The sequence below is a fragment of the Pseudomonas reinekei genome (assembly GCF_001945365.1).
Taxonomy (GTDB): Bacteria; Pseudomonadota; Gammaproteobacteria; order Pseudomonadales; family Pseudomonadaceae; genus Aquipseudomonas; species Aquipseudomonas reinekei.
This window is the reverse complement of the sequence record NZ_MSTQ01000004.1, coordinates 282419-302406: the sequence shown is the minus strand read 5'-3', so window position 1 is coordinate 302406 and position 19988 is coordinate 282419. Positions and strand designations below refer to the sequence as shown.

18 protein-coding genes and 1 pseudogene are annotated in these 19988 nt (G+C 56.8%); 9 read left to right on the top strand and 10 right to left on the bottom strand.

Annotated features, from left to right (window positions below; genetic code table 11):
- Positions 1 to 31: 31 nt before the first annotated feature.
- The 4 genes from BVK86_RS08300 to BVK86_RS08285 are packed head-to-tail and all read left to right on the top strand — an operon-like array spanning position 32 to position 4657.
- A complete protein-coding gene (locus BVK86_RS08300) occupies positions 32 to 1147 on the top strand; it encodes a polysaccharide biosynthesis/export family protein (protein WP_173668846.1) in 1116 nt (371 codons plus the stop codon).
- An 11-nt stretch (positions 1148 to 1158) separates the two neighbouring features.
- Positions 1159 to 1824 (top strand): YjbF family lipoprotein, encoded by a 666-nt coding sequence (locus BVK86_RS08295; RefSeq protein ID WP_075945957.1) that lies wholly within the window; start codon positions 1159 to 1161, stop codon positions 1822 to 1824.
- Positions 1821 to 2582 carry a capsule biosynthesis GfcC family protein gene (locus BVK86_RS08290; RefSeq protein ID WP_075945956.1) on the top strand — a complete coding sequence of 254 codons (762 nt, stop codon included), beginning with the start codon at positions 1821 to 1823 and terminating at the stop codon, positions 2580 to 2582. The genes BVK86_RS08295 and BVK86_RS08290 overlap by 4 nt, the downstream gene beginning before the upstream one ends.
- Positions 2579 to 4657 carry a YjbH domain-containing protein gene (locus BVK86_RS08285; RefSeq protein ID WP_075945955.1) on the top strand — a complete coding sequence of 693 codons (2079 nt, stop codon included), beginning with the start codon at positions 2579 to 2581 and terminating at the stop codon, positions 4655 to 4657. Before BVK86_RS08290 ends, BVK86_RS08285 begins: the two co-directional genes overlap by 4 nt.
- 296 nt (positions 4658 to 4953) lie before the next feature.
- On the opposite strand, the gene BVK86_RS08280 is transcribed toward BVK86_RS08285, so the two are convergent.
- The 3 genes from BVK86_RS08280 to BVK86_RS08270 form a co-directional block, all read right to left on the bottom strand.
- The gene (locus BVK86_RS08280) at positions 4954 to 6348 is read right to left on the bottom strand and encodes an undecaprenyl-phosphate glucose phosphotransferase (RefSeq protein WP_075945954.1); all 1395 of its coding nucleotides are present in this window, start codon (positions 6346 to 6348) and stop codon (positions 4954 to 4956) included.
- Between the two features lie 368 nt (positions 6349 to 6716).
- Positions 6717 to 7376, bottom strand: coding sequence for a winged helix-turn-helix domain-containing protein (locus BVK86_RS08275; protein WP_075945953.1), 660 nt, complete (start codon positions 7374 to 7376; stop codon positions 6717 to 6719).
- Between the two features lie 294 nt (positions 7377 to 7670).
- Positions 7671 to 8411, bottom strand: a complete 741-nt coding sequence (locus BVK86_RS08270; RefSeq protein ID WP_075945952.1) for a winged helix-turn-helix domain-containing protein — start codon at positions 8409 to 8411, stop codon at positions 7671 to 7673.
- Between the two features lie 555 nt (positions 8412 to 8966).
- On the opposite strand from BVK86_RS08270, the gene BVK86_RS08265 reads away from it, so the two are divergent.
- Positions 8967 to 9803: an undecaprenyl-diphosphate phosphatase gene (locus BVK86_RS08265; protein WP_075945951.1), complete on the top strand. Its 837-nt coding sequence runs from the start codon at positions 8967 to 8969 to the stop codon at positions 9801 to 9803.
- 45 nt (positions 9804 to 9848) lie between these two features.
- Here BVK86_RS08265 and dusA read toward each other — a convergent pair whose 3' ends face one another.
- Positions 9849 to 10844, bottom strand: coding sequence for a tRNA dihydrouridine(20/20a) synthase DusA (gene dusA / locus BVK86_RS08260; protein WP_075945950.1), 996 nt, complete (start codon positions 10842 to 10844; stop codon positions 9849 to 9851).
- A 443-nt stretch (positions 10845 to 11287) separates the two neighbouring features.
- Here dusA and BVK86_RS08255 point away from each other — a divergent pair, with 443 nt between their 5' ends.
- From BVK86_RS08255 to BVK86_RS08245, 3 genes and pseudogenes are all read left to right on the top strand, one after another.
- Positions 11288 to 11638, top strand: a complete 351-nt coding sequence (locus tag BVK86_RS08255; protein WP_075945949.1) for a DUF6124 family protein — start codon at positions 11288 to 11290, stop codon at positions 11636 to 11638.
- A gap of 136 nt (positions 11639 to 11774) precedes the next feature.
- Positions 11775 to 12275: pseudogene (locus BVK86_RS08250) on the top strand (MmyB family transcriptional regulator); the annotation flags it as partial.
- A 198-nt stretch (positions 12276 to 12473) separates the two neighbouring features.
- Positions 12474 to 12692, top strand: coding sequence for a hypothetical protein (locus BVK86_RS08245; protein WP_075945948.1), 219 nt, complete (start codon positions 12474 to 12476; stop codon positions 12690 to 12692).
- Positions 12693 to 12741: 49 nt separating this feature from the next.
- Here BVK86_RS08245 and BVK86_RS08240 read toward each other — a convergent pair whose 3' ends face one another.
- The 6 genes from BVK86_RS08240 to BVK86_RS08215 all read right to left on the bottom strand — a co-directional run bounded on the left by BVK86_RS08240 (position 12742) and on the right by BVK86_RS08215 (position 18087).
- On the bottom strand, positions 12742 to 13170 hold the full coding sequence (locus BVK86_RS08240; protein ID WP_075945947.1) for a DUF2628 domain-containing protein: 429 nt from the start codon (positions 13168 to 13170) through the stop codon (positions 12742 to 12744).
- Positions 13171 to 13319: 149 nt separating this feature from the next.
- Positions 13320 to 14240, bottom strand: coding sequence for a copper homeostasis membrane protein CopD (copD, locus tag BVK86_RS08235; RefSeq protein ID WP_075945946.1), 921 nt, complete (start codon positions 14238 to 14240; stop codon positions 13320 to 13322).
- 3 nt (positions 14241 to 14243) lie between these two features.
- The gene (copC, locus tag BVK86_RS08230) at positions 14244 to 14627 is read right to left on the bottom strand and encodes a copper homeostasis periplasmic binding protein CopC (protein WP_075945945.1); all 384 of its coding nucleotides are present in this window, start codon (positions 14625 to 14627) and stop codon (positions 14244 to 14246) included.
- 52 nt (positions 14628 to 14679) lie between these two features.
- Positions 14680 to 15567: a copper resistance protein B gene (locus BVK86_RS08225; RefSeq protein WP_075945944.1), complete on the bottom strand. Its 888-nt coding sequence runs from the start codon at positions 15565 to 15567 to the stop codon at positions 14680 to 14682.
- Between the two features lie 10 nt (positions 15568 to 15577).
- Entirely contained in the window at positions 15578 to 17275 is a 1698-nt protein-coding gene (locus tag BVK86_RS08220) for a copper resistance system multicopper oxidase (protein WP_075945943.1), read from the bottom strand.
- Positions 17276 to 17382: 107 nt separating this feature from the next.
- On the bottom strand, positions 17383 to 18087 hold the full coding sequence (locus tag BVK86_RS08215; RefSeq protein WP_075945942.1) for a murein L,D-transpeptidase catalytic domain family protein: 705 nt from the start codon (positions 18085 to 18087) through the stop codon (positions 17383 to 17385).
- An 82-nt stretch (positions 18088 to 18169) separates the two neighbouring features.
- On the opposite strand from BVK86_RS08215, the gene BVK86_RS08210 reads away from it, so the two are divergent.
- Entirely contained in the window at positions 18170 to 19918 is a 1749-nt protein-coding gene (locus BVK86_RS08210; RefSeq protein WP_075945941.1) for a L,D-transpeptidase family protein, read from the top strand.
- Positions 19919 to 19988: the final 70 nt, after the last annotated feature.

Here is a 19988-nt window from a genome sequence, read left to right as displayed (position 1 = left end):
TAGATTCGCCCTTGAATAGCGTAGTGCCATTATGACTCGTAGTTTTTCTCTTTTAATGTTGGCAAGTCTCGCTTTACAAGGTTGCATGTTTTCCCCCGGCCAATACCTGAGCACCAGTGATATCACCCGCCAAGGGGCCAGTGAAAGCAGCCGGGTCGAGCTGATCCCGATTACCCCCAAGCTGATTTCCACCACCCGCGCCACGCAAAAGCGTGAGTCGCTGCCGGCGGAGCTGTTGGCGACTCCGGCCGAGTACCGCATCGGTAACAACGATGTCTTGTACATCACGGTCTGGGATCACCCTGAGCTGACAGCCCCGTCCGGCGCGCAACAACAGATCGATGCCAACGGCCGGCTGGTGCGCTCCGACGGCACGCTGTATTACCCCTACATCAAGGAAGTGCAGGCCGCCGGGCGTACGATCCAGCAACTGCGCGCAGACATCGAGCAACGGCTGTCGGCGTTCATTGCCGAGCCGCAGGTAGATGTCGCGGTGCTGCGTTTCGCCAGTCAGAAAGTCGTGGTGACTGGTGCCGTGGCCAAGGGCGGTCCGCAAGCGATTTCCACCAATCCACTGAGCGTGGTCGAGGCCCTCGGTTCCGCCGGAATCGATACCAACAACGCTGACTTGTCCGGCCTGACCCTTACGCGCAACGGCCGGGTGTATCCGCTCAATCTCGACTCGCTCAACCAGCAGGATTCCGAGTTGCAGGGCGTGTATCTCAAGGGTGGCGATCAGTTGTATCTGCCGTACAACGACAACAAGCGCATCTACGTCATGGGCGAGGTCAACCAGCCGCGCGCATTGAGCTTCAAGACCGCCACCATGAACCTGTCCGATGTCCTCGGCTCGGTTGGTGGCTTGAGCCAGACCACTTCCAACGGCAACGCGGTGTACGTCATCCGCGGGGTTGAAAATCTGGACGTGGAGCCGGCGAAGATCTACCAATTGAACGCTGAATCGCCGACCGCCATGGCGCTCGCCACGCACTTCGAAGTGCGCCCTCAGGACGTTGTCTATGTCGGCCCTGCCAATGTGACTCGCTGGAACCGCTTCATCAGCCAATTGGTGCCATCGGCGTCGATTGTCGGTACGGGTGCTTCCGCTGCGAAGAACTGGAGCGAATACAGTAACAACAGCAAATAAGGTCGCCGACTGTGAACATGTTGAAAGTTGGCGTCTGCCTGAGCGCGGCCCTGTTGTTGTGTGGCTGCAACCCGCTGATGAGCGCTTCGTTGAACAACCTCAAATCGGCGGTGATCGGACCGGATGAGGTGGACGTGACCCCGGCCCAGGTGGCCGAGGTCAACTATCCGCAGATCAAACTGACCACGCCGACCGGCTCCGGGGTATTGGCGCTGGTACGCGAGCGTGAAGACCTGCAGTTCTGGGTCGCCTCCGGTAAACAAGTGCTGCTGCTGCGCAATGGCCTTGCCGTGCGCAGCGTTGGCCTGGGCCTGGAGGGTGACCTGGACGGCACGCGTCTATCGGATACCTCACCGTTCAAGCAAGGCCTTCATCAAGTCGCCGATGGTTACACCTCCCGGCGCTGGATCGATCTCTATAAGGACCAGGAAGTGGGGGTGATCGTTAACAGTCGCTTCTCCCGAAAATCCATGGACACCTTGACCATTCTCAACAAGGAATACAGCGTGCTGCGTGTCGATGAGCAGATTGATGCCCCGGCCATCGGCCTGCGGGCGATCAATCGTTATTGGGTCGACCCCGTCGACGGTTTCATTGTGCAGAGCGAGCAACAGCTGACGTCGCAGTTGCGCGTCAGGATCGTGCAATTGACCCCCAACCGCAGGCATGTCCCGTGAAGCGCTGGGGAAGGCTATCGGCGTGTTTACTGTTGATCACCAGCTTCAGTCAGGCCGCTGTCACTGTCAGCGGTGACGTCGCCAACCCCGGGCCGGTCGAGTTGCCGGCCGGCGGGCGCTTGCTCGATGCGATCAACGTGGCGGTGCCCAATGTCGAAGGGTATTGGCTGGCGGGTGTCTTGTTGCGTCAGTCGTTGCTGCAAGAGCAGGCGCGGCTCAAGGCGGGCGTGTTGTTTGATCTGGACGTTTTGCAGCGTATGGCTTCGCTCTTCGATAAACCAAGCCGTGCAGCGCTGGCACTGCGTTTGTCTGAGCAAGTGCGGCAGATGCCGGTCACCGGGCGACAGATCGCCAATCTTGATCCGGTCGCGGTGGAAGTCGGCTTCGCGCGCAACATTCGTCTCGACGATGGCGACCGCCTGATTTACCCGAAACGTGTCGATGAAGTGGAAGTGCTCGGTGCTGTCGCGCAAACCTGCCACTTGCCCTATCAGCCGTTACTGGAGGCTCGCGAGTATCTGCAAGGTTGCACACCGCTGGGCGATGCCGAGGCCGATTACCTGTGGCTGATTCAGCCCGACGGTGTGGTCCGGCGGGTCGGTATTGCGCACTGGAATCGCGAGAGCGGTCACTTTCCCGTTGCCGGCAGCAAGATTCTGGTGCCGGTGAAAAATGATGACCTTGATCCGCCTGTCCCTGAGCTGAATCAGCAGTTGGCCGAATTCATTGCCACGCAGCTGGCTGAGGTGGTTCGTTGAATTTACGTTTTGCAGCCGTGTTGTTATTGCCGTGTGGTCTGGCCCATGCAGAGCCACGCATTACTCAGAATGACTTTGGTGGTGCTGGCTTGTGGCAAACGCCGACGGCGCGAATGTTGCCGGCCGGTGAGTTGAGCGTGAATGCCAATCGCACCGATCCCTACAGCCGGTACAGCGTATCGCTCCAGCCGTTTGAATGGCTGGAAGGTTCGTTCCGCTATACCGCCATTACCAACCGCCCTTATGGCCCCGACTCGCTGAGTGGCAGCCAGAGCTATAAGGACAAGGCGGTCGACCTCAAAGCCCGACTCTGGGAAGAAAGCCATTGGGCGCCGGAAGTGGCGCTGGGCTTTCGAGACATCGGGGGTACGGGTCTGTTCTCCAGTGAGTTTGTGGTTGCCAACAAGCGCTATGACAATTTCGATTTCAGCGCCGGTATTGCCTGGGGTTACATCGGCAATCGCGGCGACTTCGACAACCCGCTGGGCGAGCTCGCTGACCGCTACAATACCCGGCCCGACAGCGAAGGCACCGGCGACGTCAACGCCGGGTCGTACTTTCGCGGCAAGCCTTCGCTGTTCGGCGGCGTGAGCTACCAGACACCATGGGATCGGCTCAGCCTGAAACTGGAATACGAAGGCAACGATTACAAGCACGAACCGAAGGACAATGAGATCAAGCAGGACTCGCCAATCAACCTCGGTGCGGTGTTCAAACTGACCGACTCGATCGACGTCAGCGCGGCGTGGGAGCGCGGCAACACCGCCATGTTCGGCGTCACCTTCCACACCAACTTCGTCAGCCGCAAGGCACCGGCGAAAAACTTCGATCCACCGGCCGAACCGCTGCCGGCCAAAAAGCCGAGCAAGGAAATGGAGCAGGTCAATTGGGCCGATGTGTCCCGACGCCTGCAGCAAAATGCCGGCTACAAGGTCGAGCGCATCAGCCAGCGCGGGTCGGAGTTGTTTGTCTATGGCGAACAGCAACGGTATTTCCATTCGGCCAAAGCGGTGGGGCGCGCGAGCCGGATTCTGGACAACAGCGTCAACGACGATATCGACTGGTTCACCGTCGTGAACAAGCGCTACGACCTGCCGCTGGAAGAGACCAGCGTGCCGCGGCAAACCTTCCGTGAAGTGATCAACAACGAGGAGCCATTGCAATCGCTGCACCGCACCACCGAGGTCAATCCGGCGATGCCGCACAACGAAAAAACCCTCTACACCGAAGCCCTTCAACCCTTCAGCTATGGCGTCGGGCTGGGCTTCAAGCAGAATGTCGGCGGCCCGGATGGCTTGCTCTATCAATTCAGTGCCGACGCGGACGCCGAGTATCGCTTCAACCGCAACACCTGGTGGAGCGGGTTGCTCAGCGCCAATCTGGCGAACAACTTTGACAAGTTCACCTATGACGCTCCCAGCGGCCTGCCCCGTGTGCGCACCGACTTGCGTCAGTACCTGACGACCTCCGAAGTGACCATGCCGTTGTTCCAGGTCAGTCACGCCGAGCAGTTGGACAAAGACCTGTACGGCATGGTTTACGGCGGCTATCTGGAGTCGATGTTCGCCGGGGTAGGGGGCGAGGTGCTGTTTCGCCCCACCGGCCAGCGCTGGTCGCTGGGTGCTGACCTGAACTACGTCCGCCAGCGCGAATTCGATCAGGGTTTTGGTCTGCGAGATTATTCGATCGTCACCGGTCACATCACCGGCTACACCGACTTGCCGTTCGATACGCTTGCGGCGGTCAGCGTCGGGCGTTACCTGGCGGGTGACTGGGGCGGCACGCTGGATATCTCGCGGGAGTTTTCCAACGGTGTGCGCTTTGGCGCCTGGGCGACGATCACCACCGCCAGCGGCAACGAGTATGGCGAAGGTAGTTTCGACAAAGGCATCTACCTGTCCATCCCGTTCGACGAGTTGATGAGCATGTCGACCATGCGCCGCGCCAACCTTGTCTGGTCGCCACTGACCCGGGACGGCGGTGCACGACTCAACCGCAGCTATCAGTTGCACTCCATGACCGACAGCCGCGACGACGACATGTTCTATCGCAACTTCGAGAAGATCACCGAGTAACTTTGTGGGAGCGAGCCAGCTCGCGAAGGCGTCGCAACATTCAGCCTGGATGTTGACTGACCCACCGCTATCGCGAACAGGCTCGCTCCTACGATTGTTCATCGGTGACGCAACCAGCGAGCCCCACCTAAATCCCCTTTAGGCGCGAGCCTGCTCGCGATGGTGTCAGCGCATCAAACGTGGGTGCCAGCTGACCCGCCACTCAAGCCAGTGCAACCACCAACCTCCAAATCCCACCCACAAAAAAGGGGACTTGCGTCCCCTTGCGGTGTTGCGTCGTGCAACGTTTTAAACCATCAGTAGATGTCCTTCGACAGTAGCGTAAATGGCGTCTTCACCAGAATTTTCAGGTCCAGCCACAACGACCAGTTGTTGATGTACTTGAGGTCAATTTCTACACGCTTCTGCATCTTGTCGAGGGTGTCGGTCTCACCACGGCAGCCGTTGATCTGTGCCAGGCCGGTGATACCCGGTTTGATTCGGTGGCGTGCCATGTAAGCGAGGATTTTCCCGGAGTAGTAGTTGTTATGCGCAACCGCATGCGGCCGTGGGCCAACCAGTGCCATATGGCCTTGCAGCACGTTGAACAGTTGCGGCAGTTCATCCAGCGAAGTGCGGCGGATGAAGCGGCCGACGGCGGTGATACGCGAGTCGTTGCGGCTGGCCTGCTTGACCTCTTTATCATCGTGGACACGCATCGAGCGGAACTTCCAGACCTGAATTACCTTGCCGTTCCAGCCATGGCGATCCTGCTTGAAGAACACCGGGCCAGGCGAGTTGAGCTTCACCGCCAGTGCAATGACCAGCAGTACCGGGCTCAACAGGATAATGGCCAGCAGCGCCACGCTTTTTTCCACCAGGCTTTTGCTCAGTGCAGCAGTTGGGCGGCTGGTCAGTGGGCTTTCGTTCAAGTAGATCGCCGGCAGGCCGTCCACGACTTTCACCGAGTGATTGAGCAGCGTCAGGCTGTTCAAGTCCGGTACCCACACCACGTCAACGTTGGCATCGAGCAAATCGACATACATGGCTTCGATTTTTGCCGCTTCCGACAAGGGCAGCGTGATGTACAGGCGACGGATATCATGGGTTTTGATCAGTTCGAGCAGATCTTCCTGAGCGCCGACAATGCTCGGTGCGCCCGGCTTCAGCGAGGGCACGTCGCCGTTGCTGACCAGACCGACCAGTGGCAGGTTTTCAAGATGGCTCAGCTTGTTGGCCAGCCCCAGGGCCAGTTCGCCGGTGCCAACGATCAGGGTTTTATGCTCGCTTTTACGCGACCGCTGGTAGAACTTCGAAAAGGCATGCAGCGGCGCATACAACAGTGCCTGGCCCAGGAAACCGTACACCGCCCAGCCCAGAATCACCTTCCGCGAAAACAGCTCATCGGCCTTGCAGATAAACGCAATGCAAGCCAGTGCAGCCATGGTCATGGACCAGCCCATGAACAGACGTCCCAGACCCGTCAGATAGTTGTCTCTTTTTCGATAAACGCCACTGAACGTGTAAGCCGGGACCGAGGCAAGTACAGCGAGCGTTGCACACATTCGGTAGTAGAACTCGACCGATCCTGTGTGTCGCTCAGCAAGTAGGAACAACAATGAAACAACAAAGCCCTGTGCCAGCGCCCATTGGCCCCAAAATGTAAGTCCCTTGAGGCCGGTGTTTCGATTGATACGAAGAGTAAGATCCATACGATATCCCCAGAAAACGTCCATTCAGGTTTCGACAGTTGAAATCCGAGTTGTTAAGTAGACTTATTGTTGTTGTTAGAGCGAATGTCCTGAGGTAACAACGCCGGTATGCGGAACTGTCGTCAGTCAATAGACTAAGTTATTGCTGGGGACGCTGTCTGACGAGTTCTAACAAGGTGGCAAAGTGCAACTAGCCATAAAATATAAGTAGTCGGCCGTTAGAATTGGTCGACGAGCAGGGGGTGAATAAATGGTGTTGTATTGGGTATTGTAGGAGGGGTGGAGGCAGGAGGAAGTTAGCGGGAAGATAAAACAAACAGAGTGCTATTTTTATTGTTGTCGCACTGTTGTTTGATTGGGTCAGGCGTTCAGCACACCACTTCCTGGATCAGGCAGTAACCGCGGTTTCTCACCGCACGAAACAGGCGTTCACCATTGCTGGCACTTTTGAATTTGTCCTGTAGACGACTCAGGCACATTTCCAGGCCGCGGTATTGTTCCGGTTCCCGGCCGATACTCAGGATCAGTTCGTCCCGACTGACGACGCGTTCTTCATGGTGCAGCATTTTCTTGACCAGTGCGGTTTCCAGTCCGGTCAGGCTTATTTCGACACCCTCTTTAACCAATGCACCTTGGTCATTATCGAGTTGCCAGACTTCGCTGGAAGGCGCATTACCCTCGATTGATTGGGCGCTGCCACTGGCGTCTGCCATGATAGCCGGCTTACTGTGGAAGGGACTTTCTGATTGAGCTGCCAACCATTCGGATTCGAGTGTGGCCAATATTTTCTGCGTATCGTGTTCAATGCTCTGCGCAACTTTTTTCCTTGTCACGCTTGGGTAAGAGAACTCCATCAGCACGGGGGCGGAAGAGGGCGAGGCAACTCCTTCAACAAACATCTGTGCCTGGGAGGTCCCAAATGAGTTGAATCGCTCACTGGACAGAATGGTCTCTAGTTCACGTTGCGACGTTGTGCTGTGGGTTACGACGACGAAATATTTTCTTGGGAGGGGTGTACTAATTTCCATGTCTCTCTCCTGAAGTACGCACCAAATTTGGCAAAAAAATGATCGGCAGGGGAGTAAAGACTCCCTCGGAAGTAATCGAAAGGCAGGGTTTGGGCCCAAAAATGGCCCTCGATGGGTTCCACACGATCTGCTATAGAATGACTTCTTATTGTTATGGTTCAGTGTTGCCACGGTCATGGAGTCGATAAATTGGCATGAAGTATAAAAGACAAATCAAACAATGAAACCGATATCTTTGTACAGCTTAAAAAAACATTACCTTAGATGATGTCAAAAAGCCTCTGAATTGCTGGCTCATACAGTCGATATCAACCCTCTCATCAGCCGGTATCCATAGCCTCGTATGCTCTGGATGGCGTTTGTACCGTAAACATCTTTGATTTTTCCGCGCAAGCGACTGATGGACTTTTCCAGCGCTCTGGGGTCGTAGAAATTGGTGTTGAGCCCCATGATAGCGGCGATTTCATCGTGACTTAGTATGTGATTACTGGTTTGCGCAAATGCTTCCAGAATCTTCATTTCGGCAAACGAAATATCCAGTTTTTTGCGGGTGCCCATTAAGCAGATACGAGTAGGGTCCAATATCAGATTGATATCTCTTTGCCATTCTTCACTGTTGAAAAAATCGGTAAGTAGCTCTGAACCTTCTTCAGATAAGGTATTGAACTTGATACAAAAGTCGGCCCCTGCCAGATAGTATTTCATCTTGTTGGGAGTGCCGCGTCCGGTAATAACCGCACATATGATAGGCTTTAAATGGGCGTTGCGCAGGTTTTCGACTACCGCAAGGCTCTCCTCGAGGGCCTGAGGGCTATCGATGATGATGAAGATGGCTCGATACGAACCGAGGTACTCGTTCTTTTTATATGAAAGAGTGTACGAACTGACATCAAGTGCTATATCGGTTCGCACGTGCCTTGCGACTAGCGCTCTAAAATGTTCAGCCACGCCACGCGTCCGACCCAGGGTGAGAACACCGGGTTCGTCGTTTGTCTGGCGCAGGCTTCTAGTCGCTAAGTTCCCTGTAAGCATCATGCATTGACTCGAATAGGTGCTGACATCGGGATGTTAAAGCACCGGTTCTCGTCTGTGACTGACAATTGGTAACATTTAAGCGAATTTTAGACGTGGCTCCCGAGTTTTCTAACAATAATTAAGCTTTTCAAGCTTTTAGTTGATTTTCTCGGTGCGCTGAACTAGTGAAAATTAGCTCGTTAGATGGTGGCAATATGGAATTGTGCCACTATTTTGAGTCTATGGCGATTTATTTTCATGTCCATTTGCCACTGTTTGTATCCTGTGGCGTCACGCTTTTTGAAATTCAGGCCAATGACGTGAAAATACAAATAGTGTGAGCTTGATCACGTTTTATCGCATGAGGTCGTCATCTCACCTAACTAGCGAATTACTTCCGCTGAAGTAATCAGCCGGACGATTCTTAACATGGCTTGAGTGTATTGTTTGATAAGACATATTCTCCGTCGCTGGGTCGAGCAATGGGTGTCAATTTGCCAGTTGCTTTGAGTTCGGTTGCTCAATACCTGAAGGTAGTTAACGCGGCGCTCATACGGGCAGTCTGACGGAGGATTAATGGATTTCTTGACCCTTATAAAGGTGTTGATTCTAGGTGCAGTAGAAGGCCTTACAGAGTTTTTGCCCATCTCCAGCACGGGGCATCAGATTATCGTTGCAGATTTATTAGAGTTTGGCGGTGAACGCGCCATGGCGTTCAATATTATTATTCAGTTGGGTGCCATTCTTGCCGTTGTGTGGGAGTTTCGTCCGAAGATCTTCGACATCGTCAAAGGCTTGCCGACGCAGCGCAATGCTCAACGCTTCACCCTCAACCTGCTGATCGGTTTTCTGCCAGCCGTTGTTCTGGGCGTGTTATTCGCCGACAAGATTCACGAATACCTGTTCAACCCGATAACCGTGGCCGTCGCGTTAGTCATCGGTGGCATTGTCATGTTGTGGGCGGAGCAGCGTGACCATGTGGTGTACATCGAGCATGTTGACGATATGCGCTGGTCAGATGCGCTGAAGGTGGGGTTCGCACAATGCCTGGCGATGGTACCGGGTACTTCCCGTTCCGGGTCGACCATCATTGGTGGTTTGCTGTTTGGCCTTTCGCGAAAAGCCGCCACCGAGTACTCGTTCTTTCTGGCGATGCCCACCATGGTCGGCGCTGCGGTGTACTCCGGCTACAAGTACCGCGACCTGTTCCAGAACAGCGATCTGCCGGTTTTCGCCCTGGGTTTCGTCACTGCGTTCTTTTTCGCGATGATCGCTGTGCGCGGCCTGCTCAAGTTCATTGCGAACCACAGTTATGCCGCCTTCGCGTGGTACCGCATCGCCTTCGGATTACTGATCCTGGCCACTTGGCTATTTGGTTGGGTGAATTGGACGGCGGCCGCAGCGGCGGGCTGACAGCAGCGCCAGGCGGTTCAAACCGCCTGGCTCGATTGCCGGGGCTTAACGTCCTTCAAGCAACTCAGCAGCTTGATCCAGCAGCGCCAACGGCTCCTTGGCTTTATGGATATCCACCGACAACAACTGGCGAAACTTGCGCGCGCCCGGAAACCCGGTGCCCAGGCCCAATATGTGTCGGGTGATGTGGTGCATCGAGCCACCCGCATCGATGTGCGCAGCGATGTAAGGCCGTAACTGCGCCAGCGCTGCGGCACGGGTGATCACCGGCGCAGTGCTGCCGAACAACTGCTGATCCACTTCAGCCATCACGTAAGGGTTGTGATACGCCTCGCGGCCCAGCATCACACCGTCAAACGTCTGCAAATGTTCATGGCAGGCCTCCAGCGTCTTGATCCCGCCGTTGAGAATGATCTCCAGCTCCGGAAAGTCCGCCTTCAGCCGCGCCGCGACGTCATAACGCAACGGCGGAATGTCACGGTTCTCCTTCGGTGACAACCCTTCCAGAATCGCAATCCGCGCATGCACGGTAAAACTGGTGCACCCGGCATCCCGTACCGTACCGACGAAGTCGCACAGCTCTTCGTAACTGTCGCGACCATTGATGCCGATGCGATGCTTGACCGTCACCGGAATCGACACCGCATCGCGCATCGCCTTCACACAATCGGCCACCAACTGCGGATGCCCCATCAGGCACGCGCCGATCATATTGTTCTGCACCCGATCACTCGGGCAGCCGACATTCAGATTCACCTCATCGTAACCATGCTCCTGCGCCATCCGCGCACAGGCCGCCAAATCCAGCGGAACACTGCCACCCAACTGCAACGCGAGCGGATGCTCAGCGTCGTCATGCCGCAGAAAACGCTCGTGATCACCGTTGAGCAGGGCGCCGGTGGTAACCATTTCGGTATAGAGCAGGGCGTTTTTCGACAACAGGCGCAGGAAAAAACGGCAATGGCGGTCAGTCCAATCCATCATCGGCGCAACCGAAAACCGGCGGGACAGCGGGGCGGGTGTAGCGTTGTTTACGGGCATGAGGAATCTGGAATCGGTGGGGCTGGGAGGTGAGGGAGTTTATCAGGATTGGCCTTGTGGGGCGCGGACGTGTCCGAAAGCGGCTGACAAGATGCTGATCTGCCGTTTATAGCATCACGAAAATGTAGGAGATTTCTCTCAAGTCGCGTCCGCTTTACCCATATTGCTCATCATTTGTTAGCCCCGCTAACCTTACGCCGTCGCTGCAAAATCAGCGACAAGGGTGTGGAAGCCCTTCACAAGATCTAGGCGCACAAGGCGCCACCTGAATTTAAGCAGGCGTTTTTTTCATGTCTGCTGTTAAATTATGGCGGCTGTGCGCGGGGCACTCTCGAGTGCGCCGGGTTCCTAGATCCCCGGTCTTCCACACCTGCGCACAGCTGCCACCCATCATGTGGAAGTGATGCTGGCAGTTCCTTTAATTAATTCTAGGAACGAAAACGATGAAAAAGATCACGCCTGATCCTCCTGAGTCCTCAACCGCTTGCGAAGCTGTCAATTTTGGTCAGCTCTCCGAAGCCAGTCATCGCGTTGTCAGAAAACGCCTACGCAATCCGAGCCACGCCGACCCTATCTGTCACGTTCTTACGATAGTTCCCAACGTCGACACTGAAACCTTGCTTTGTCATGCCTGCGAAACTCTCGCGTCGCTAAACGCCTTGACCACCGATCTGACTTGCAAACTCGAAGGTTCACCGCGCAGTCTTGCTCTGTCGATCCAGCAGTTGGCAGTAGTGGGGGAGCTGTTGGTGAATCGCGCGCTGGATAACATCGAGCCACCCGGTGGGGTATGAAGGTACTTTCGGCACCTGGAGGGTAATGATGGATAACAGAAGGACGTTCTGGATGGCGTCCTTTTTGATTTCAGTCTTAAACGTGGAGAAAAGGGCACTAATTTATTCTGGAAAATAAATCCGTCCCCTTTTTGGTATAACTCACCTGCTTCATGCCAACAACCCCGCACCAGCGATTGTCTTGGGGAGTCAGTGGGAGATATTGGCAGCCAACGCCAGCACTGGAGTGCTGTTCGATCTGGTCGGCCTGAGTGCCGATGCGGCAGAAGGCCTAAATCTGTTGGTAACGCTGCTGGAGCCTGGAGGGTTGGGCGATCATCTGAACAACGTCGAGGAAATCAGATTGATTGCTTGGCAAAGGGCAGCTAGAGAGGCCCTGAGCAACCCGGGGCTCGCTACGCTTCTGAAAAGCCTCCCCACGCCTCAAGAGGCTTCCACGTTGACAAACGAACTGCCTCCGTTGGTACTGACGCGGCTCGACTCAAGGCATGGGGAACTGAAATTCATGTCAACTTTTACAACATTTGGCATGCCTCTCGACATTACGATGGAGTCGCTGCGTATTGAGCATCTGATTCCTGCCGACGCGAGAACCTGGGAAGTCATGGCCCGAGCCTATGGACAATTGAAATGCTGATGCCGTTATCTTCGGTTCAACACATTCATAGGTGTGTTCGCCAGACGCTTACCGCGGACGTGCCTCAAAGCGATGTTTTCAACACTTCCTGAACCGACGCTGTCGCCGAGTCAGGTTTCATCCTGCCTGACCGAACTCCGGCATAGGATCAATCCCGACCCTTTTCAAACTGCATCCAGCCCCACAGGAACCCGCAAAATGATCGCAAACCTCATCAAAGTCTCGTTGATCGCGGGTGCTGTACTGTTGAGCGCCTGTTCCGGTGTGAGTACCGATCACCGGTATGCGGATGACTCGTGGCCGTCCAGCGGTTTCGGCCCGGGGCCGACTCGTAGCGCCAGCCAGTTGAATTTCCATGGCAGTGCGCTGGGCAACAGTTTTGGTGAGTACAGTTCGGGGTTGTTGCAGGACGATTGACCGATGCAGAACGGCGCAATGATTGCGCCGTTCTGCATTCGGGAGAGGATCAGAGCATCCTCAAACCTTCAAAAGGATTCCAGCCTTGTGAGCCTTTGACCTGTTTCAGGTAGTAGGCGTAGTTGGCGCTCAGCCCGTACATCAGCGCAAAGACGATATTCAGGCCGGTGTTTAGGGCTTTGGGGCCTTCTTCGTAACCCAGCAGACTGAATATCAGTGTCAGGACGAAGGAGAGGGCGATGATAATCGCGATGATCGCCAGGTTCTTTTTCCACAGTCCAAGCACGAACAGATAGATGGGCCCGAAGAAAAACGCGATGAAGTTCAGGTTGATCAGAATGCGCTTGCGCGCTGGCAACTGCTTGAAAGCGGATTTGAATTCCGGGCTTTTTGGCGCGCCGTGTTGATCGAAGAAAGCGAAACGCTCTTGCCATTTCGGGCTGGCGTTGTAGGTTTGCAATTCATCCGTGCTGCTCATTGTCTGTCCTTTTTTTGAGGGTTTTGCTCGGTCGAGGCATCGACCGAGTTGTCGTTCGGTGCGCTTATCAACGCGTCTTGCATGCGACCGGCGTGCTGTCGGCGCGACCGCAGTTTCGGACATGTATCAAGATTTAACAAGCCATGACGTCACAACTCGTCCACTTGCGGGCTCAACGTTCCCAGCCACGCCACCAACCCTACAATCAACAGACCTGCAGCGAGCTCTATCTTCATGCTGCAGCGAAGCGTGTTCGCCGCTACGCGATACTGCCCCTCTCGCAATGAGTGCTGGAGCAACGGTCCCCAATGGAGGCGGTTTAGCGCGGCCAGTACGAGCATACCGGCGAACAAGGCGACTTTGATCAACAGCAAAACGCCGTAGGTGCCTGGCAGCACTGCGTCAATGCTTGGTCCGGCGATGTATAGGTAGTTCACAACGCCGGTGATTGTGATGACAAGCACAATCAGCGCACCCACGGACTCGAACCGGGTGACGGCACGTGCCAGGAGACGGATGTGCTTTTCCGATTGCAGGCGGTTGTCGCGTGACATCCAGAAAAACGCGACCAATGCCCCCAGCCAGGCACCCGCGGCCAGCAAGTGCAGGATGTCTGCGGTGAAATGCCAGACGCCTTCATCCATGGCTCCATGTCCGCTCCAGGCCAGAGAGGCGAGGGCGATAGCGCCAGCAATAGCCGCTACCCATAAGCCTGGTGCAGATGCGCGCGTGTTGCATAACACCGCCAAAGCGACGACTGACAACATCGTGATCCGAATCATCCAGGCCATCCCGGCGTCCATTTCAAACACCATCATTTCCATGTGCGGGCGCAGTTCGCCAAGGTCGGATTCCCCGCTCATGGCGCTGACCATCAGCAGCATGCCAATGACGGATAGCGCCCCCCCGACAATGGCCGCGCCCACCAGTAGTGATCGAAATGGCAGCACGCCCCCCGAAATCCGTTCCTGCCCCTTAAGGCTGTACAACCCGAACAGCGCGATGCCAAATAGCAGCATCAAATCCACGTACAACAAAAAGCGCAGAACGATCTGGGCCGAGTCGCTCATCAATCACTTCACTTTGAATGAAACGTTGCCGGTGATCGGGTGGGTGTCCGAGGACACGGCGCGCCACTCGACCTTGTAGGTGCCAGCGGGTAGCGGTGCCAGCGGCGTAATGAGCATGAATTTCGGGTCGCTGCCAGCGCTGACTCTGGCTTTCATGGGCGTGGGAGAATGCGCCATGCCGGACATTTCGGTCATGACCAGTTTTGCCCCGGAAAACTGCGTGACCAGGTTTTCGGAAAAGTGCAGTTCGATGGTGTCGGGCGCCGCACCCATGGCACCGTCGGCAGGGCTGGAGGACAGCAACTTCGGATGGGCTTGAACTATGGTGCCCATTAGCAGCCCGGCTGACAGCACGACAGTGACAGCGGTGTTTTTGATGATGTGCATGCAAGGCCTCTTGCCGCTCAATGCGGCTGTTTTTCATTGTGGGTATAGGGGGTCAGAACCACAGACGCACGCCGAGAACCAGCCGCGCCTCGCTGCGATCCTCGCCATCGGTCGTGGCGTAATCGGCGGTTTTGCCGTAGGTGCGGTTCCAGGTCACGCCAATGTAGGGCGCAAACTCCCGGCGAATTTCGTAACGCAGGCGCAGGCCCGCTTCGCTATTGGACAGGCCGGAGCCAATCCCTCGTTGCGGGTCGTTCTTGCCGTAGACGTTAAGTTCCGCGGTCGGTTGCAGGATGAGGCGGTTGGTCAGCAGGATGTCGTAGTCGCCTTCCAGTCGCACGGCGCTCTGACCGCCTTCACCGATGAATGCCGTCGCCTCGGTTTCGAAGTTGTACAGCGCCATGCCTTGCACGCCTAACGCGGCCCAGGTTTGCGGGGCACCGGGTTTGAAGTCCTGGCGGATACCGCTGACCACGTCCCACCATGGGCTGATCGCATGGCCCCAAAGCGCCTGGATTTCAGCATCTTCGGTCTTGCCGTTGGTGCGTTCGCCTTCAGAGCGCAGCCAAAGACGATCGATGTCGCCACCGATCCAGCCGGACAAATCCCAGGCCAGGGTGCTGCCGTCGTCGGCGTCCTGCCATTCGAGTTTATCGGCAAGAAAGAGTGAGTTCAGCGCAGTGTCATGTACGGCATGACCGCTATGGCTGCGGAAGACGGCCGCTCGGTCGGCGTCGGTCAGTGCCGGGATGGGCGTACGACTTTCGGTCGGGGCTGCAGGTTGCATCTGGCCTTCGTCCATGGTTTGCAGCTCGCCATGATCCATTGAGGTCATCTGGCTGTGATCCATGCCCTGCATGTCGCTTGAGGCGGCTTTTACCGTGGAGAACGGCAGACCAGCGGTGATGAAGGTCATGGCAATGGGGATGAGTCTGATCATGTTTGGCGCCTCATTCTTCCACGCGAACTTCACGGAACATGCCCATTTCCATGTGGAACAGGAGATGGCAGTGATAGGCCCAGCGCCCGAGCGCGTCGGCGGTTACCCGGTAGCTGCGGCGTGTGCCCGGTGGCATGTCAATGGTGTGCTTGCGCACCATGAAGGCGCCGTTCTCGTCTTCGAGGTCGCTCCACATTCCGTGCAGGTGGATGGGGTGCATCATCATCGTGTCGTTGACCAGCACCACGCGAACGCGCTCGCCATACGTGAGGTACAGAGGCTCGGCATCGGAGAATTTCACGCCGTTGAACGACCAGGAGAACTTCTCCATATGCCCGGTCAGATGTAACTCGATCGTGCGCCCGGGATCGCGGCCATCCGGGTCCTCGAAGGTACTGCGCAGGTCGGCGTAGGTCAGAACCCGGCGGCCATTGTTGCGCAGGCCCAGGCCGGGGTCGTCGAGTTTGGGTGAGGTGGACATGGCTTGCATGTCCACCAGCGGGTTGTCGTTTTCCGAATCGGGATGAGACTGCATCCCGGGCATGGCCATGTTGCTGTGGTCCATGCCGGCCATGTCGCCGTGATCCATTCCGCCCATACCCATGTCCTCCATGCTGACCAAGGGACGAGGGTCCAGCGGTGGCACAGGCGCGGACAGGCCAGGTTTCATCGCAAGGCTGCCGCGGGCGTAGCCGCTACGGTCCATCGATTGAGCGAACACGGTGTAGGCGGTGTCAGTCGGCTCGACAATCACGTCGAAGGTCTCCGCCACGGCAATGCGAAATTCGTCGACGCTCACGGGTTTGACGTGCAGGCCATCGGCCGCGACAACGGTCATTTTCAGGCCAGGAATGCGCACGTCGAAGTAGCTCATGGCCGAGCCGTTGATGAAACGCAGCCGCAGTTTTTCGCCGGGACGGAACACACCGGTCCAGTTCGCGTCCGGTGGCTGGCCGTTCATCAAGTAGGTGTAGGTGGCGCCGCTGACGTCGGCCAGATCGGTGGGATTCATCTTCATTTCAGCCCACATCTTGCGATCGCCAACGGTCGCCCCCCAACCGTTGGCGCTGACGTCGTCGATGAAATCGCCCACGGTGCGCTTGTGGTAGTTGTAGTAATCGGACTGCTTTTTCAGCGTTTTCATCAGGCTGGCCGGGTCTTCGTCGGTCCAGTCGGTCAGCATCACCACGTAATCGCGGTCGTACTGGAAAGGCTCCGGCTCCCTGGCGTCAATCACCAGCGGGCCGTAGACGCCGGATTGTTCCTGCAGCCCCGAATGGCTGTGATACCAGTAGGTGCCGTTTTGTCGGACTTTGAATTGGTAGACATACAGCCCGCCGGGGTCTATGCCCTTGAAGCTCAGCCCCGGCACGCCATCCATGTTGGCGGGCAACAAAATCCCGTGCCAGTGAATGGAGGTGCTGTCCTTGAGTGCGTTCTTCACCCGCAACGTGACCGTATCGCCTTCGCGCCAGCGCAGGAGAGGGCCGGGAAGGCTGCCATTGATAGTCATCGCGGTGCGCGGATTGCCGGTGAAGTTGACAGGGGTTTCACCGATGAACAGCTCGAAATCGCTGCCGGCCAGCACTTGCGGTTCGCCGGGGCTGGTGATCGCCCAGACGGACGGGCGCCATAATCCGAAACCGCTCAGCAGTCCGCCTGCAGCCAGGCCTTTGACGAAGGTGCGTCGTGAAGTGTTGGAGTGCATGCCGATTATCCCGTCCGTCAGCCTGGTGAACTTATCGACGAGACTAACGAACGGTGCCTTTCAACAGGCTGAGGCGAAGATTACAGATTTGTCAGGTGGAGGACGTTTTACTGGCGCTTGGTAGGCTTGTCAGACGAGGCCACGGTGCCGCCGCTGCAGTTGATGTAGGACGACGACTTCAGCCAGCGCTGATCCGGGTAGTAGGAAAACAGCAGTTGCCCATCCTTCATCGAATCGATCAGCCGGTGGGCAATTGCCGGTCGGACTGCGGGGCAACCGAGGCTTCTGCCGATCCGGCCATTCGCCCTTGCCAGCACGGGACTGACGTACGGCGCGCCATGAATGACGATTGCGCGGTCGAAGGCGTTATCGTTGAAGCCCGGTTCCAGGCCTTCCATGCGCAATGAATAGCCATTCTGGCCGCGATAGCTTTGCTGGGTGCGGAACAGGCCCAGGCTGGTGGCGAAGCTTTCGTTTTGATTGGAGAACTGAGTGGCCATGTTTTCGCCGCTGTTGCGGCCATGGGCGACGAGCTCCTGGAACAGCAATTTGCGCTTTTTCAGATCGAACACCCACAGGCGTTGTTCGGTCGAAGGCAGGGAGTAATCGATCACTGCTAGTCTCTGTGCCGGGGCGGCGCCTTGGACGCGGGTGCATTGGGTGGCACGGACTGCCAGGGCAATCACCTTGGCATTGGCATTTGGAGCGGCTTTGGCCAGCGCGACTTCAAGTGAATCGGCGTAGGCTGTTGAAAGGGAAGCCGACGTCAACAGCAGAGCTGTGTACAGAAAGCCAAAGCGATGTAGCGCCATAAAAATGTCTCATCAGGAATATTTCGAGTCTAGCAGCGAGTTGGACGCTAGCCCTTTGATTGCGGGAGATTAAGGATTATCCATGGGTCAATTAACAAGGTTATTCGTCATAAGCCGTGTATTTTTTATGGTCTTTCTGATCAGCGGCACTGCCTTCGCCGAAACTTCGCCGATCATGCCGATAACTCCGCCAACCAGTCCCGTGGCTGCTGCGCCGGATGATGTCGTCGGTCAAGCGATCCAGGCGGTGCTGGAACCGATGCAATCTTCGTTCCCGCCGCTGCTCACTTCGGGCAAGCATCAACGCGTGGATGTCAGCCGGGTGGTGATGGATTTCTATTCCCATCGTAATTTTCGTGCCGCCTGGACGGACGGGCGGGACGTCACGCAACTGCTCAAAAGCCTCAACGAAACAGATATCGATGGCCTTGTGCCGACGGATTTCCGGGTGGCGGAACTGGCTCAGGCGCAACTGGCGCTTCATGCGACCGCACCGACTCCGGCGCAGGCGGCGGCTTTTGATCTCGCGGCTACTCGCACACACATCACCGCGCTGCTGCAATTGCGGCGTGGCAAAGTCGATCCGGCACGCCTGGATTTCCACTGGAATTTTGACCCGGTCGGGGTGGATCCCCGCGAGGACGTCAACAGCTTCTTCACTGCCCTGGACGATCACGATGTGGCTCGCGCATTTGCTCAAGCGCCACCGCAGGAGGCGGTTTATCGCAACATGCGTGTGGCCTTGGCGCATTTGCGCCAGGTCAGGGATGCGGGCGGCTGGCCAACAGTGACGCAAGGACAATCGCTCAAGCCCGGCATGGACGGTGTGGCAGTGGCGCAGCTGCGTGCCCGCCTGGCGGCCGGTGGCTACCTGGAAGCGCAAACGGGCAAGCGCACGGATTACGACGAAAAAGTCATCGCGGCGGTGAAGAAGTATCAGTCTGAGCAGTATCTGGGCGCGGATGGTGTAGCGGGGGCGGCGACCCTGGCGGCGTTGAACGTGCCGGTGGAGGCGCGGATCGATCAGGTCCGGGTGAACATGGAGCGGGCGCGGTGGTTGCTGTACAAACTTCAGGGCACGTTCGTCATCGTTGATATCGCCGGATACAAGGTTGCGCTGTATCGCGATGGCCAACCGGTCTGGCGCTCCCGGGTGCAGGTCGGCAAGCCGTTTCGCAGCACGCCGGTGTTCCAGTCCGAAATTACCTATGTCACGTTCAACCCGACGTGGACGGTGCCGCCAACGATTCTGGTCAAGGACATGTTGCCCAAGATTCAACAGAATCCGGGCTATCTGGCCGCCAACCGGATCCGGGCCCTCGACCGGGAGGGCAATGTGCTCGATCCGGCGGGCATCGACTGGTACAACGCTCGCGGCATTACGTTGCGCCAGGATGCCGGTCCGGAAAACTCCCTGGGCCAGGTGGTCATTCGCTTCCCCAACGATTACGCCATTTATTTGCACGACACGCCGCACCGCGAGTTGTTCGCCAAGTCCATGCGCGCCACCAGTTCCGGCTGTATTCGGGTGGAGAATCCGTTGCAGTTGGTCGAACTGTTGTTCAACGATCCGGTGCGCTGGAACAGCGAAGGTATTCAAAAGCAATTGGCCAACGGCAAGACCGAAAACATCAAGCTGCCGGTCAAGGTGCCGGTGTTGTTGGCTTACTGGACGGTCGATATGAGCAACGATGGACGGGTGACGTTCAAGCCCGACGTGTATGGCTATGATTCTCCGGTGTTGCGCCGGTTGAACATGCCGACGGAGTTGCCCGCACTGGATTTGCAGCAGGCGGCAACGTCTATGGTGGTGTCGGGGCAAAACAACTGATTGCCCGGCAGCGCAGTGCTGGTTACTCCGTTCAATAACGGTCAAAAGCTCTAGGCCGGCCTTGTGCTCC